Source organism: Flagellimonas sp. B-3, from assembly GCF_056857835.1.
Map to the genome: position 1 here is coordinate 240,311 of NZ_JBSXNW010000024.1, position 16,370 is coordinate 256,680.

General features: G+C 41.3%; 12 protein-coding genes. 7 read left to right on the top strand and 5 right to left on the bottom strand.

The window, feature by feature from the left end:
• The first annotated feature begins 759 nt into the window (after positions 1–759).
• Both AC13CS_RS13560 and AC13CS_RS13565 read left to right on the top strand, forming a co-directional pair.
• Entirely contained in the window at positions 760–2,499 is a 1,740-nt protein-coding gene (locus tag AC13CS_RS13560; protein WP_293166926.1) for a histidine kinase, read from the top strand.
• Between the two features lie 10 nt (positions 2,500–2,509).
• Positions 2,510–3,262 carry a LytR/AlgR family response regulator transcription factor gene (locus AC13CS_RS13565; protein ID WP_293166924.1) on the top strand — a complete coding sequence of 251 codons (753 nt, stop codon included), beginning with the start codon at positions 2,510–2,512 and terminating at the stop codon, positions 3,260–3,262.
• A 164-nt stretch (positions 3,263–3,426) separates the two neighbouring features.
• Here AC13CS_RS13565 and AC13CS_RS13570 read toward each other — a convergent pair whose 3' ends face one another.
• The 5 genes from AC13CS_RS13570 to AC13CS_RS13590 all read right to left on the bottom strand — a co-directional run bounded on the left by AC13CS_RS13570 (position 3,427) and on the right by AC13CS_RS13590 (position 11,540).
• Positions 3,427–4,008 (bottom strand): precorrin-2 dehydrogenase/sirohydrochlorin ferrochelatase family protein, encoded by a 582-nt coding sequence (locus AC13CS_RS13570; protein WP_293166922.1) that lies wholly within the window; start codon positions 4,006–4,008, stop codon positions 3,427–3,429.
• A 104-nt stretch (positions 4,009–4,112) separates the two neighbouring features.
• Entirely contained in the window at positions 4,113–5,054 is a 942-nt protein-coding gene (locus AC13CS_RS13575; RefSeq protein ID WP_293166920.1) for a PorP/SprF family type IX secretion system membrane protein, read from the bottom strand.
• A gap of 2 nt (positions 5,055–5,056) precedes the next feature.
• Entirely contained in the window at positions 5,057–8,098 is a 3,042-nt protein-coding gene (locus AC13CS_RS13580) for a T9SS type B sorting domain-containing protein (protein ID WP_293166918.1), read from the bottom strand.
• A gap of 373 nt (positions 8,099–8,471) precedes the next feature.
• A complete protein-coding gene (locus tag AC13CS_RS13585; RefSeq protein WP_293166916.1) occupies positions 8,472–10,262 on the bottom strand; it encodes a ribonucleoside-diphosphate reductase subunit alpha in 1,791 nt (596 codons plus the stop codon).
• 3 nt (positions 10,263–10,265) lie between these two features.
• Entirely contained in the window at positions 10,266–11,540 is a 1,275-nt protein-coding gene (locus tag AC13CS_RS13590) for a ribonucleotide-diphosphate reductase subunit beta (RefSeq protein WP_293166914.1), read from the bottom strand.
• A 972-nt stretch (positions 11,541–12,512) separates the two neighbouring features.
• Here AC13CS_RS13590 and AC13CS_RS13595 point away from each other — a divergent pair.
• The 5 genes from AC13CS_RS13595 to AC13CS_RS13615 all read left to right on the top strand — a co-directional run bounded on the left by AC13CS_RS13595 (position 12,513) and on the right by AC13CS_RS13615 (position 16,361).
• A complete protein-coding gene (locus tag AC13CS_RS13595) occupies positions 12,513–13,727 on the top strand; it encodes a site-specific integrase (protein WP_293166912.1) in 1,215 nt (404 codons plus the stop codon).
• A 296-nt stretch (positions 13,728–14,023) separates the two neighbouring features.
• Positions 14,024–14,608, top strand: coding sequence for a Crp/Fnr family transcriptional regulator (locus AC13CS_RS13600; RefSeq protein WP_293166910.1), 585 nt, complete (start codon positions 14,024–14,026; stop codon positions 14,606–14,608).
• Positions 14,609–14,709: 101 nt separating this feature from the next.
• Positions 14,710–15,240: a DinB family protein gene (locus tag AC13CS_RS13605; protein ID WP_293166908.1), complete on the top strand. Its 531-nt coding sequence runs from the start codon at positions 14,710–14,712 to the stop codon at positions 15,238–15,240.
• Between the two features lie 17 nt (positions 15,241–15,257).
• Complete coding sequence (locus tag AC13CS_RS13610; protein WP_293166906.1) at positions 15,258–16,004, top strand: 3-keto-alpha-glucoside-1,2-lyase-like domain-containing protein; 747 nt, start codon at positions 15,258–15,260, stop codon at positions 16,002–16,004.
• A 138-nt stretch (positions 16,005–16,142) separates the two neighbouring features.
• Entirely contained in the window at positions 16,143–16,361 is a 219-nt protein-coding gene (locus AC13CS_RS13615) for a tautomerase family protein (protein ID WP_293166904.1), read from the top strand.
• Positions 16,362–16,370: the final 9 nt, after the last annotated feature.

Genomic DNA, 16,370 nt, shown 5'->3' on the forward strand with positions numbered 1-16,370 from the left:
AAAATAAATATTAAGCAATACTAAATCACTAATCACAAACTCACCATTAGTATTTTCTTCAGCTGAGAGCAAGTATGGGGTTATGCTGCGCAACAGTTCAACAAGAAAAGAAAATGGTGAGTTATTTTTGTTAAAGGTCCATACAGATATGCCTTGATCTATTCAACTTAAAACAATCAACTATCTGTTTTTGAGGCCATATTTATTCTTCCCCCAAAAAAATTGTTTAACTTAATTGGTTAAAAAGTTCTGATCTAAAACCAAAAAGATTGAGGAAACCATTATCTTGAAGAAAGTCCACAATTAGATAATGGGTTCGTTGACATTAGTAAATAAAAGAATATATGCTAAGGTAGACTAAAGTTTTACTTATGAGTATATAAAATCGTAATACCCTTATTTTATGAGCCTAACCTTGACACCATCGCTTTCTTCACCAATTAATCTTGGCATATCAAGCCATATTATCCACTTTATCCAAACATATAAAAATAAATTAATTCTTACAATAACTGAAAGAAAAAATTGTTCTGAAAAATTGACCAAAAAAGGTTGATCACTAAATTTCCTCTTTTCTGAATGATTCCAATGACAAACTATATTGTTCCAAAGCAAAACAATCCCCTTATTGGTTTTATTGTGTGTCATTCACTTCAATCAACTCCCACTATCTTATTTAAAAAAGTACAGTCTTTTTCAAGGATCATTTGCCTTTTCTTATCTCTTTTATCTGCGACCTTATCGGCCCAAACAACAGAGTTGGACCGAGCCACCAAAAAACTCCCTGTTTCATATTTTATGGTTGATGATTCAGGTTCAGAACTTACGGAAGTTCTAAACAATCATTCCTTTAAACCTGTTCATAATGTTTCGTTGGAAGTTGGTCCCACCTATTGGTTTCAAGTTGATTTTAAGAATGAACTGGATACGCTTCACACCCAAAAATCATGGCGGTTAAGGACAACCCCTTTTAACGAAGCAACGCTGTATTATCTAAGTGGAGGCTCCATTGCCCAAAAAAACTTTGGTCAGTTTAATCCAAAAGAGGGAAACGGTTCTTTGATTTATCCCAATGGCGTTTTGTTCCAACAAGAAAATTTAATTTTGGGCAGGTATTTGTACATTAAATGTCGCATGTACTCCCCACCTTCAAATCCGGCCCATTTCGAATATCTTTCCAACACCTCGAACCGGTTTTACACCGATTACTATACTGGGCAAGATATAAATAAGTTAACCCCTTCCCTATTCTATTTAGGGGCCTGTTCCATACTGTTCCTGACCTTTCTTGTCGTGTACCTTAATATCAAAAAAGCTGAGTTTCTGTTCTATTCATTATATGTGCTTTTTTCGTCTATTTACCTTGCAGGAATGGACACGCCTACTCTAAATACCTTTTTTGAAAGTAAAGCAGGCTTTTGGATTGTGATGATTTCCCAAGTATTTATTAATTTATTTTATGTGCTCTTTGCAAAATACTACTTGGCAACAGCACAACATTATTCGCAACTTAACAGTATAATCAACTTAGCTGTAGTATTTTTAATTTTCGTGACAGTAGTACATTTTTTGACTTATTTTTTGAGTTTACACCAAATACAGGGCAACATTCTAAACATTCAAAGATTCTTTATGACCCTTTTTGGGCTTTTCTCAATGCTCTACCTTTTGTACAAGGCCAAGGACAAGCTTGCCATATTCATTGTTGTGGGATCGTTTATATTTATGTTGGGAGCGCTGGCCTATTGGTTTACCCCTAACAAGTATTACATGATGGGCGGTTCCATTTTGGAAATCATCATCTTCTCCCTAGGGCTTGCCTATAAAATTAAACTGGAACACGATGGCAAATTGGAGCTTCAAAAAGAAGTATCCCTAAAAGAGATCAGTGTCAAACGCGCACAAATGAATCCACACTTCTTCTTTAATTCACTAAGTTCCATCCAACACCTAATATTGATCAACAATAAAACCGCCGCTTTAAATTACCTCACCAAGTTTGGTAAATTGGCACGCAACGTGTTGGAGAGTTCGTACCAGACCACGGTAACCCTTGCCGACGAAATAGAGCTATTACGTTCCTATTTGGAACTTGAGTCACTACGGTTTGATAACGCATTTTCCTATACCATTACAGTAGATGACCCCATTGATCTGGATAGTGTTGAAATTCCCCTAATGTTGGTTCAACCATTTGTCGAAAATGCAATAATCCATGGATTGGTGGGTAAAAAAGATGGAGAAAAAACTCTGGAACTACGCTTTTTGCAAGAAGGGGAATACTACGTTATAGAAATCGAGGACAATGGTATTGGGAGACAGTATTTCAAATCTGAGGAGGACAAGAAAAAATCCCGGGGAATGGAAATCACCAAAAAAAGACTAAAAATGCTCGACAAATCCGATCAACATAAAAACACCATAGAAATCATAGACAAGTTCGATTCCAATAGCCAACCTAGCGGAACCAAAGTAACAATACGATTATATAACCCCTAAAAACAACCCAATGATTCTAAAAGCAGTAATAATCGAAGATGAAAAACACAGCAGGGAAACCTTAAAATCCATGTTGGAGGAATTTTGTAAAGATGTTGAAGTAATTGCAATGGCCGGAACCGTTGATGAAGCGGTAAAAGTGCTGTCCATCTATAGCCCGGACATCGTTTTTTTGGATATTGAACTCCAATCAGGAGTAGGATTTGATGTGTTGAATCAAATCAAGGACCCCAACTTTGAGGTCATTTTTACAACAGCCTTTGAAAAATATGCCATAAAAGCCATAAAATTCAGTTCTTTGGATTATTTGTTAAAACCCATTGACCTGGATGAGTTGCAACAAGCTGTAGAAAAAGCCAGAACCAGAATGGACACCAACGTATACCGGGAGCAATTGGATACTTTAATGCAAAGTATTTCCAGAGGAAAGATAAGACCCGAGAAAATTTGCCTGGCCACAACATCGGGCATGGAATTTATCGCCATTGACGATATTATCGCATGCAAGGCCGATGGTTCCTACACCTCTTTTATGCTCGAGGACGAAAGCACGCTCTTGGTTAGCAAACACCTAAAAGAATATGAAAACCTACTTGCGGAACACCAATTTATGAGGGTGCACAACAGCTACCTCATCAACCTAAAAAAGGTGAAAAAATATGTAAAATCCGATGGTGGTCACCTAATTATGGACAATGATTTGGAAGTGAACATTTCGCCAAGAAAAAAAGATGATTTAATTGAAGCCATGAAACGGTTGTAAAACTCGTTTCAAAAATTGAAGCTGTAAACTACCCCAGGGCAAGCCTGTCTGCCGACAAAGGCAGGCCCACGAGACATTGGCAGGAAAACATATTTTGATTTCGAGGCAAGCCTCAGAGCAACTTGCCTGACGGCAGTCAGGTTTAAGTCTCGATTATCGAGTGATCAATCCTTCTTGTTCACCAACCCTTTCGTGAACTCGTTCAAGGCCTCTACCTTTTGCTCAAAATCCCCTTTCAAGGTTTTGCGGTATTCGTTAAGGTTGTTCACCAAATCATCAATGTTTTCGGGGAGAACATCCTCAAAAAATTGACGCAGCCGTTTGGCCGTGGTCGGGGATTTTCCGTTTGTGGAAATAGCGACCTTAACATTGCCCTTGGTCACAATGCCGCCCATGTAAAAATCGCAAAATGGTGGATTGTCCGCTACATTTACCAATATACTCCTCTTCCTACAGTCCTGGTACACCTGTTCGTTCACCTCTGGCTTGTCCGTACAGGCAACAACAATATGCTTTCCTTCCAAAAAGTTTTCTGAATAGGCTTCCCTGGTAATGTCCACATCGTGCTTTTCGGCCAGTTCCAATGTAGCTGGCAAAAATTCTGGAGCTACCATCTGTACTTGGGCATTGGGACTGGATTTCAATAAAAAAGTCAGCTTTTCCAATCCAACATTGCCTCCTCCCACAATTAGTACGTTCAAGTTTGAAACTTTCAAAAAAACAGGGTACAACTCATTCCTCTCCATAGCAAATCAATTTTAGCGGCTTACTTTCCTTATTGCAATGCTAAAGATAACGACTATTTTTTGCTGATGTATGCTTCTTAAAGTGAAGATATATTGCCCACTATTTAAAATGTTGGCGTTTCTTTCTGTTTTTGGGAGGATTTGAACTCGTACCTTACAAACAGCTCGTGAGACCCTCCCGTGTAGCTTGCCAAATTGGAAGTCGTAAGGTCGTAGGCATAACCTGCGCTAAAGTTTGGGTTGATCTGCATCCCCAACAAGGTAGAGAATGAATCGTCCCACCGATAGGCCAAACCAAAGGTAAAGGTCTCCTTGAGCAGCGCATTTAACGATACATCGGCTATAATAGGCGCTCCTGGCACCCATTTTACAAAGAAAGCGGGTTTCAGTTTAACATCAGGGGTCAAATCAAACACTTTACCACCAATAAAGTAATAATGTAAACGCTCTGCAGCAATTTCCTGTTCTTCCCCATCATAATGTTTTTGAGAAAAAAAACTGGGTATGGCAAAGCCCAAGTACCCTTTTCCTGAATCGTAATATATCCCTGCCCCTATGGTCGGGAAAAATTTGCTCTTTATATTGTTTTGAAAGGCAACATCGGCCTCTTCCGTGAGTCCTTTGGAAAAATCCACATCAAAAATACGCCCGCCAACCTTCATGCCAAAGGAGAGTTTTCTGTTGGAACTGTCCAGTTGAATGGTGTAAGAAACATTTCCGTCCAAAGAAATTTCGGAAGAAGGTCCCAAGGCATCACGGGCAATTATTCCCCCTATCCCAAGTTTGTTCTCCAAAGGTGAATCTACCGCCAGTACCTGGGTATTTGGCGCACCATTTACCCCAACCCATTGGGAACGGTGCATCAGCAAAGCGGTTAAATGCCCATTAGTGCCTGCATAGGCCGGGTTTACACTCATGGTGTTGTACATGTACTGGGTAAATTGAGGGTCCTGTTGCGCATAAATCGAAATTGAACACATCACCACCAGCAATGCACAAACTTGCTTAAATCCTTTGGTTATATATTTTTTTGAAACAATCCCCATATTTATCTATTTATATACAACCAATCTGTCCGTGGTTCGGACCCATCGCCCAAATCCAACACATAATAATAGGTTCCTACCGGCAATTGGTCTTCTTTTTGAACAATGGCCCTTCCGTTGGGCGTACCGTCCCAATCATTGTTGTACGAACGTTTCTCAAAAACAATGTTGCCCCATCTGTTATACACCTGAAGCGTATTGTTCGGATAACGGGAAATACAATCAATCTTAAAATAGTCGTTAATGCCATCCCCATTGGGTGAAAACTCGTTGTACACCACCAAACAGCCGGGTTCCACAAAAGCTTGGGCAAAGTTGTTTGTTTCATCGGTGTCCCATTGGTCCATATAGGCCAAACTTGCCACATTTAGGTATTCTTCAATATCCAAGACCTTTACCGTAAGCAACAATGTTGCGGTTTCGGTAACGGGCAACGATTCAATTTCCCAAAAAGATGATGCAGCATCGTATGTGCCCACTGTTACTTCCGAGCTTACATGACTATAGCCCAACGGCAACTGCTCCTCAATTCCAAGATGGGTAGCATCATCCATACCTTGATTGGTTACGGTTATTTCAAAAACAACCTCATCACCAATGTTGGGCATGGTATTGTCCACATTTTTTGTGATTGCAATGTCTGTAGTTTGAGGCACTACATTGGCAGTGGCTTCGTCATCATCTGCAATACCATCTGCAAAATCATCCTCATCCGGCCCCGTTGAAGGGTCACTGTCCAGATCAGCATACATACTTCCCGAAACGAAAGCTGCATTCAAATATTCGTCCTCGGCCCCTGTTGGCGCATTTACCACGGCCAAAATTTCCAGACTTTCTGTGTCCTGATTCAGAATAGTTCTGTTTACGCTCCAAATCCCGGAGTCAACATGGTAAACCCCAGCCGTTGACGTGTGGGATTCGTAGGAGTAACCAGACGGCAACACATCGATTACCTCAACATTTCTGGCATCTGATGGGCCATGGTTGGTGACACTCACCACAAACCGAACCATATCCCCCACATTGGGATTGGCATCATCCACAGTTTTACTCAGGGATAAATCACTCAATCCACCAGGAACCGGAATTACGGTTTCTTGGTCATCCTCGGAACCTAAATTATTGTTTGGGGTCGAATCCGGGTCGTACGTATCCAAAGCGGTAAGTTCCGCGGTATTCTGGTAATTTCCACTGGAAAGCACCCTTGCCCGTATTTCCAACGTTTGGGTTGAGCCGTTGGAAACGGCCGGCAAATCCCACGAACCTGTGATTTCATCATAGATTCCCAATGTTACGGTTGCGGACACAAATGCGTACCCACTTTCAAGTTTATCCTCAATGATCAATCCTGAGGCATCGTTGGGACCATCATTGCTTACCTGAACGGTAAAAACAATTTCATCGCCCACTTCGGGGCTCATATCGTTCACTGTTTTGGAAACCGAAATATCGGTAATGTACCTTGGTGTTACAGATTGCTCGTCTTGATCATCTTCGGCAAGTATATGGTTGTTTGGCGTTGAATCCGCATCAAAAAAGGTTGCATCCACCACTTCTGAAGTAGTGGTATAAGCTCCGGAAGGATTCACCTCGGCTACAATGTTCAACTCCATTTGGGATTCAAGAGCAATAGTACCTACATTCCAAACTCCGTTGGATGAATTAAAAAGTCCTCCTGAATCATCGGAAATATAGGTAAACCCATCGGGCAGTACATTTTTAACTTCAACGCCCAAGGCATTGCTCGGCCCCTCGTTTATCAGGGCAATGGTGAACGTTATCTGTGCCCCAACATCGGGGAAATCATTGTCCACACTTACGTCCAGGGCCAAATCGGCAGAGGGAATGGGCGTGGTTCCAGCGTTATCTTGGTCGTTTTCAAAAACATTATTGTTGTTCGGAATGGAATTCGGGTCGTATTGATCGGAAGCAAATACCTCGGCAACATTAAAATGGTCCCCTGAGTTATTTACCGTGGCCACAATGGTCAAGGTATCCGTGCTTCCATCTGCCAAATCACCGTTGAGCACCCACATTCCAGAGGTTGCATTGTAAATTCCTGCCGTGGTAGTATGGGAAACATAGGTGTATCCATCGGGCAAAAAATCCTTTACCTCAACACCCGAGGCATCACTCGGCCCCAGATTGGTAATGTTCACCGTAAAAATAACTTCTTGGCCCACATAGGGGCTCAACACGTTCACGGATTTACGCAAAAGAAGATCTGCCACAGGGATTGGAATGGGTTCAATGGTCTGTTGGTCATCTTCAAATTCGTTATTATTGTTAGGGGTTGAATCCGCATCTTTCTCAGCTACATTGGTCAACTCGGCCGTGTTCACATAATCTCCCGTTGATAGAACCTGTACGGTTACTTCCAAGGTTTCCACATCTCCATTGGCCAAATTGCCGACTACCCAAGAACCGTTGGATGCATTGTATGTTCCTACCGAAGATACTGCACTCACCAATTGATAACCCGAGGCCAAAACATCAGTGACCACCACATTGGTGGCATCGCTTGGTCCATCGTTTTGAACGGTTATGGAAAACACTATCTCCTCTCCCACTTCAGGTATAAACTCATCTACCGTTTTGGTCACGGAAACATCCACCAAAGGTTCCGGTATTACAGAGACCTCGTCTTGATCATCCTCACCGGGTGCATCGTTATTTGGAGTTGAATCAATGTCCGTTTGGTCGTGCCCCGTTATTTGAGCTGTGTTGTCGTAGTCCCCAGAGGCATTTACCTTGGCCAGTATGTTTAGGCTCATGGAGCCACTGCTCGCCAAAGACCCTACATTCCATATCCCAGTGGCCTCATTGTACGCACCATCGCCATTATCCGTCACATAGGTGTAGCCTGAAGGCAAAAGGTCGGTAACTTCCACAGAGGTCGCCTCACTTGGGCCATTATTGGTGACGGTAAGGGTAAACCTGACATTATCACTCACCAATGGCGGTGACTTGTCGATTGTTTTGGTCAAGGATAAATCAATCTCTCCCGAAGACTGTGAATGTGCTTTTTGAAATGAAGCGAACACAAGAAAAATTACTATCAACAAAAAACACCTATAAAGTAGGGAAGATTGGGGTTGGTTCATAGTTTAGTTGAGGTTGGTCTTACGTAGTAAGACATACCCAAACATATCAAGAACATGGCACAAATGGGAAGTTATGTTGTATGGCGGGATGCTTTTGTTGTGAAAACACAAATAACCGATGAAAGAAACACCCTAAATTTATGGTCCATTGAGCTTTTTAACCAATACGAAAACAAACTAGATCGGCAGTCAAAGTCTAGCTGATGCAATCAATCCAAACAAACACACAAAATATTGATTATGAGATTTTTAAAACAAAAAAGCCCTAGTTTCCCAGGGCCTTTCATTCATTTATGGTCGGTCGTTTTCTTACCTATGCCTCACAGCTCACACAATCCTTCTTTTGCTTGAATTTCTGCGCTGCGTTCATACTATGCTGATAGTACAGGGATTTTAGACCCAGTTTCCATGCCGTAACGTGGATTTTGTTGATGTCCTTGGTAGGCATATCGGGGTGTACGATGATGTTCACCGATTGTCCCTGATCAATGTGGTTTTGTCTGTTGGCCGCTTGGTATACAATATCCAACTGATCCAGTTCCGAATACGTCTTGAACACCGCTTTCTCCTCCTCGGTCAAAAAGTCCAAATGCTGCACGGAACCATCCATGTCACGGATGCTCTTCCATACCTCGGATGTGTTTTGTCCCTTTTCTTCCAACAAGTCCATTAAGAACGGATTTTTGATGGTCACCTTGATCTTGGCGATATCTTTTACGTAGCAATTGGACCAAATAGGCTCAATTCCTTGGGATACCTGCCCCAAAATAAAGGCAGATGATGTAGTTGGCGCAATAGCGTTCAAGGTTGCATTGCGTCTTCCGTAACCTTTTAATACTTCTGGCTCGCCAAAGCGCTCTGCCAATTGCTCGGATGCTTTGTACGAACGCTCTTTGATTTCCCTAAAAATCTCGCTGTTCAAGTTATAGGCCTCTTGGCTGTTGAAGGCCAATCTTTTGGACTGTAAAAGAGAGTGCCATCCCAAAGCGCCCAGACCCAAGGAACGGTTTTGTTTTGCAAAATTGTATGCCCTTTCCATAAACAGGAAAGTTTGTCGGTCTTCCCTATCGGAAGAATCCCTATAAGCTTCCAGTTTTTCGATAAACTCGGTGATTACGGCGTCCAAAAAGTGAACCATGGTCTCCACAGCATCGGTCTTTTTCCATTTGTCGTAATGCATCAAGTTGATACTGGAAAGCACACAAACAAACGACCAATCATCATTGGAGGGCAACATGATCTCGGTACACAGGTTACTGGCGTGTATACGGTGGTTCTTGTCCTTATAAACGTCTGCTGCACCATCATTGGCATTATCGGAGAAGAATATATAAGGATACCCCATTTCGCCCCTGCGTTGCAATACTTTGGCCCACACGGTTCTTTTATCAACATCGCCCTCGATCATTTCCTGCATCCATTGGTTGGTCACCGTTACCCCGTGGGTCAATTGCTGTATAGGGTTACCTTCGGTACCTATTTCCAAAAACTCCATAATGTCCTTATGGTCAATCGGCAAATATGGAGAAAAACGACCGCGACGTACCGACCCTTGGCTTACCACATCCACCATGGATTCGAACAACTGCATAATATGGACCGCTCCAGAAGCTTGTCCATTATTTTTTACAGGAGCTCCCCTATGTCTTATTTTACCAAAGTAACCGGATGTTCCCCCACCAAGCTTGGACATCATCCCCACCTCGGATTGGGTGTAAAGGATATTTCCCATATCGTCATCAATATGCGATCCAAAACAGCTAATCGGCAACCCGCGCTTTTTTCCAAAATTGGACCATACCGGAGAAGCCAAAGAGAAGAATCCTTCGGACATATACCCGTAGAATTTATCTGAATAGCCCGGAATTTGCAGAATCTCCTCCGCTCTGTCACCAATCTCACGGATGCGTTCCTCGGGACTCACCCCTTCGGTAAGGTAACCAGATGCCAAAAACTTTCGGCTATATTCGTTCAACCATTCAAATCCTTTGCCTTCCTCTGTTTTGAGTTTAGACAAGGTATCCTTTCTTGCGTTAACAAGTTCTTGCGTTTTGTTATCCTGCTTTTGATCGGTGGTCGGGGTTGTTTGTGTTCTCTTCTCCATAATTTAAAAAAGGTCGTCGCTTGTTATACTTTGTGTTCTTTTGCTATAGTTGATAGATCTTTTTACAAAAAAGTCTCCGTGTTTTGTTCCTATAATCTCGTCATCGAACCATTCGGTCTGCTCCAATAGTTTTTGATCGACATCGAATACTTTGGAAATCCCAATGCTCTCCAATGAGTTATTGAATCTGTTCTTGATGAATTCGTTGACCAAGTTCTTTGGCAAAAAGTCCAATTCACCTTCTTCAAAGATCCAGTCCACTATTTTACTTTCTGCCTCAAATGCTTTTTCGCAGATATCCTGAATCATCTCTTTATAAGCATCATCGAACCACTCTGGGTGCTCTTTTTTGATGATGTTAATTACATCTATTCCAAAATCGCCATGAATCTGCTCCTCTTTTGAGGTAGCCTCTACCACATTGGAAATTCCTTTTAGCACATTTTTATGCTTGTTGAACGCCATGATGATCAAGAACTGGGAAAACAGGGATACATGTTCGATAAATAGGGAGAACAGCAAGATGGATTCCGCATACTCCTTGTTGTTCTCGCTTTTTGCATTTTTAAGGGCAGTCTCCAAATACTGCACCCGCTTCATGATCACCGGCTTCTTCTTCAGGTTCTCAAACTCCTGGTTCAATCCCAAAATCTCCAATAAATGTGAATAGGCATCGTGGTGACGCACTTCACTTTCGGCAAATGTTGCTCCTACCGAACCGATTTCCGGTTTGGGCATACGGTGATATATGTCGCCCCAGAATGTTTTTACTGCCACCTCAATTTGGGAAATGGCAAGCATGGTGTTTTTTATGGCGCTACGCTCCACCTCGTTCAAACCAGATTTAAAATCTTGGATATCACTGGTGAAATTAAATTCGGTATGTATCCAATACGAATGTCGGATTGCCGGAACATACTCATACAATTGGGGATACTCGTAAGGCTTCAGGTTGATACGCTTCTCGAAAATATCCGATTCGCGCATTTGTGCCCTTTTGTTTCTATAAATAATGTAGGCTTTTGCGGCATCATGGAACTCACTGTTCATAAGTTCGTTCTCCACCACATCCTGTACCTCTTCAACGGTAGGCAAATAATGTTCATCCTGACTTTTTCGTTCCAATAACACCTTGTTCACGTTACTGGCAATGGTCTGCGCATCGGTAATCTGGCCATGCTCCACAGCTGTCATGGCTTTCAAGATTGCATTCGTAATCTTGTTTAAATCAAACTCTTGCGTACTAAAGTCCCTCTTGGTAATATGAGTAATCTGCATGAAGAAAACGGTTTGGAGTTGTAAAAAATAGCTTGAATGTAAAATTCATATTTTCTTCTGTTGAATTTTAAGTTTCATCCATTAGGTTCTTAACACTTTTATCAACATTCATGTTTTGTAAATGCAAAAATCCTTCGGAGCAAACGCAGAATAAGGGCTCAGAAAAAAATCCAACAAGTATGATTCTTACTAAATTTTTTTTCACAGTTTTTTAACAAAAAATGTTCAAAAAATAATTGAGGGCAGTGAATGCCCAACACCAGCGACATTTAACACAAAAAGGGCCTGTTGCAAGATTAGATTTTTGGAAAGCGGTTAAGTTTTCTTCTGGAAGAACAAACCTCAAAAAATATAGCTCTTGTCAACTAATATCTTTATAATCCAGAACGGCAATAATTAAACATATGCAAATTCAATTTCGAACCAAAGATGAGGCCAATACGGAACAGGAAAGAGATTTTCTTGCACTTACCCCTACGGAGCGCGTTTAAAGTTTCTTGGGTCTGATGCAGCGCATTAACCGATTTCCCACTAAGGCCAAGCATGACGAGAATAAATTCATCATACATATTACTACCGGGAAATGAGGCAATGGAGAGGATATTGACCTTTTTTTTGAAAATGACCAACAAGCACGGGTTTTAGATGCTCATGGTAGGTGGAGGCGCTGTCAATTTTCAGGGGCATCAAAAACACTCTGCCGACAATGTTGTACCAAAATAAAAAAGCCGAGACGTAAATCTCGGCTTATCCCTTTTTGTACCTTGGGGGGGAATCGAACCCCCACTCCCGAAGGAACTGGATTTTGAAGCCAAGCGGTTTTAGGTCATTTTATATCTTATTAACTCATTTTCAATTGTTTATCAATTTTTTTATTTTGTTTGATATCAAATAAAATCAATTAAACCCAAGAAATGTTGTACCTATGTTGTACCAACTTTGTATTATCTTTACTACAAGATTATCAAGTAAATGGCCAGTAATACAAAAATAGTACTCCGGAAAAAACCAAATAAATTTGGAGAATACCCTCTGGCCATCAGAATATCAAAAGATCGGAGAACAAGCTACATTTATTTGGGTCACTATGTCGATGCAAAATACTGGGATGCCAAAAAAAGACAAGTCAAAAGATCTCATCCGAATTCCGCTCACCTTAATAACTTTTTGGAAATAAAGCTTGCTGAAACGGGTAAGGTTATTTTAAAGTTGCAAGCGGAGAACAAAGATATTTCTGCCAGTCAAATCAAGGAAGAGATTGAATCTGTCTTAAATAAGAAAGACTTTTTTCAAGTTGCCCAAGAGCATTTGGATGAATTGGAAAACAACAACAGATTAAGTCAACATTCTTCGGACAAAGCACGCATCAATCATCTAAAGAAATATAGCAGGTCTTCGACCCTTCCATTTAAAGAAATAAGTGAACGCTTTTTAAAAGGGTTTATCAATTATCTAAAATCGGAGCGTAAAGTTTCCGAAAGATCGGTAGTCAACAATCTTGTGGTAATTAGAACCATTTACAATAGGGGAATTAAAATGGGGCTTGTTGACAGAAAGCTATATCCTTTTGGGCATGACAAAATTGCCATTAAATTTCCTGAAACGGAAAAAGTGGGCCTAAATGCCAGTGAAATAAAAAAAATTGAAAATTTAGCTTCCTTGTCCGAAAGTCAAAAACATGCCAGGGATGTCTGGTTATTTAGTTTTTATCTTGCAGGGATAAGGGCTTCGGATGTCCTACAATTGAAGTGGAGCGATATTTATGATGGTCGCTTGCACTATACAATGAAGAAAAACTCCAAAATAGTTTCGTTGTTAATCCCGGATAAGGCTAAGAAAATTATTGACTCCCATCAAAAAACAAAGGGAGGGAGCAATGATTTTATCTTTCCATATCTCAAATATGTAAATTCAAAGGACGAAAAGGTACTTTGGAAAAAAACCAAGCTAGCCATTAGAAAAATTAATGATGAAATGAGCACTATTGCGGACAAAGCGGAGATAAACAAAAAAATCACCATGCACATTGCAAGGCACAGTTTTGGAAATATTGCTGGAGACAATATCCCTGTGCAGTTGCTACAACAACTTTACCGCCATTCTTCGATTACCACCACAATGATGTACCAATCCAATTTCATGAACAAAAAAACCGATGACGCACTTCAAAGTGTGGTAAATTTCTAAACCACCTTTATACTGTCCCAATCTTACCAAAACTTCTGCACTTGGTTCCTGTTCCGATTTTATAGCGTTCAGGCAGATAAGCGTTAATTAAAATTGGAATAGGGTGCAGCCTACTGCTTAAAATCTTATACAATTTTGATTTATTGGTGATTGAACGTTAATGTTCATTCTAAAAACTATGGCATGCAACCTTGAAAAATATGACGATCAGGGAATCTTGGAAATTGGTTTTGGCCAAAGAACTCCATACTTTTGATCAAGATGTTCTTTTCCTCTAAAACCGTAATACTCCCATATTGATCTCAAAACCGCTCATAACACATTTTGAAACGTATCTTCCTTTTACGGCGGATGAGAAACAGCTCATAGAAAGCAGGGTGACCCATAGAAAGGTGAAGCGTCGGGAGCATATTATGAAAACAGGCGATATCTGCCGCCATTACACTTTTGTCGTCAAAGGGATCTTACGGCTCTATGTCACCGATGCAGATGGAAAGGAACATAATATTCTGTTTGCAGGGGCGAACGAGTGGATCTATGACATCAAAAGTTTTCATGACACAAGCCCGGGCGTATCCAATATACAGGCCATAGAATCGGCTGAGATTATCGAAATTGCGCAACAGGACCTCTATTTTCTGTACAACAATATCCAAAAGCTCAATCAGATTTTCAAGGTCATTACGGAAGAAAAATATGTGGAATTGCAAAACAGGGTGTTCCATACCATCAGTTCCACGGCACAAGAGCGGTACCTTTCGTTTTTAAAGCACTATCCAAAACTGGCCAATCGCCTGCCCAATACCCAGATCGCCTCCTATCTGGGCATCACCCCGGAATTTTTGAGCATGGTGCGCAAGGAGATGCTGCAAAGAAAATAGCCCATTGCACCTACATCCCCGGATTTCTTAAAATAGTTTAAGGGTAGGTTTCGGTTAAGCGTCGGATATTTGTATCCTATTAATATGTAACACTTTAGATCATGAAATCAAAGACAATAGTATGTTTGTTCAGTCTTGTATTCGGGGCCATATTTGTTGGCCGGGCCCAAACCGCCATCGATGCCATGGTAAAGGATTGGGAACGGGCCAAGGCCTATACCTTGGAATATCTAGAGGCCATGCCTTCAGATAAATATGATTTCAAGGCAACTCCCGATGTTCGGTCTTTTGCACAACAAATGCTGCACCTTACCGATGCCAATTACGGATTTACATCCGCGGCCACAGGGATTGAAAGCCCCGTTGGAATGGGAGAATCGGAAAAGAGCACCGATACGTCCAAAGAAAATGTCACCCAATTGGTAACCGCAGGATATAACTTCGTTATCAAGGGAGTCAGAGGAATGGAGGAGAGTGAACTGTCCGAGACCATTCAATTGTTCGGACGTTTTGAGATGACAAAGGCCCAAGCATTGGCCAAACTTTTCGAGCACCAGACCCACCACAGGGGACAGACCACGATCTATCTGAGACTTGCAGGGGTAACCCCTCCCAACGAGAAATTATTTTAACTGAAAGAAAGGACAACATGAAAAAGTATATTCTATTACTCTTTGTAGGTATATGGACCATCGGAGCGGTTTCGCAGACCTTAAAGCTAAAAAACCAAGAGTTTGAACTGCACAATGTGACAGGGGCCATCATTAAATTCCAAGGTAAAAAGGTATTGAAGATCGAACGCGACCTGGAGGCACTTCCATTCGATGCCGATAGATTGGAGGAAACTGTCGATGAAAACCATTATGCCCGACTTTTGGGCTTGGACGACTTCGAGAATGGCACGATAGAGGTGAAAATGTACAGCCAGATCCAAGATCCGTCCCCGTACCCGCCCGCAGCAGGGTTTATTGGGGTTTATTTTAGGATAAAGGAGGATGACTCCGCTTTTGAATCCATCTATCTGCGTCCCAAAGTGGGAAGGATCAACAACCAGTATGCAAGAAACCATGCCGTACAGTATTTCTCATATCCCGATTACAAGTTTCAGACCCTACGGGATGACTTCCCGGCGGGAACGTACGAAGGTTCAGCTCCGGTGGCCCTTAACGAATGGATAACAATGAGGATCGAAGTGAATGGGGATACGGCAGAAATGTTCATCAACGATATGAAACATTCCTCCTTTATTGTGGACAAGATGTTGGGAAAGAACAATAAAGGCTATGTAGGGCTATATGTGGATATTGGGACAATTGGATATTTCAAAGACCTGAAGGTTACCAAACGAGCCTATAGGGAGGACAACGGAAAGGCCGTGAAGGTCAATGACATTTAATATTTAAATGGCCATCGCCAAACACAAACCATTAGTTTTTACATCTGTTCAAATTATCCACACCTTACTTGTTTTTTTCAATGAAAGCTTAAAGGGAGTTTAATACAGTATCAAACGTTTTTAATGTAATTTTTTAGAATGCCACATATAACAATCAAGACCTATCCACTTCCAGAGACCGTAAAGTTTGAGCTTGCGAAGGAAATAACAAACCTGTTGATCAATAAAGCAGGAAAATCCGAGAATGCCATTTCAATAGCGATCACGGATGTGCCCGAGTCGGACTGGATGGAACAGGTATATGATCGGGAAATAAGACCGAATCTTTCAACGCTTTATAAAAAGCCTGGGTATTGATAATGACCC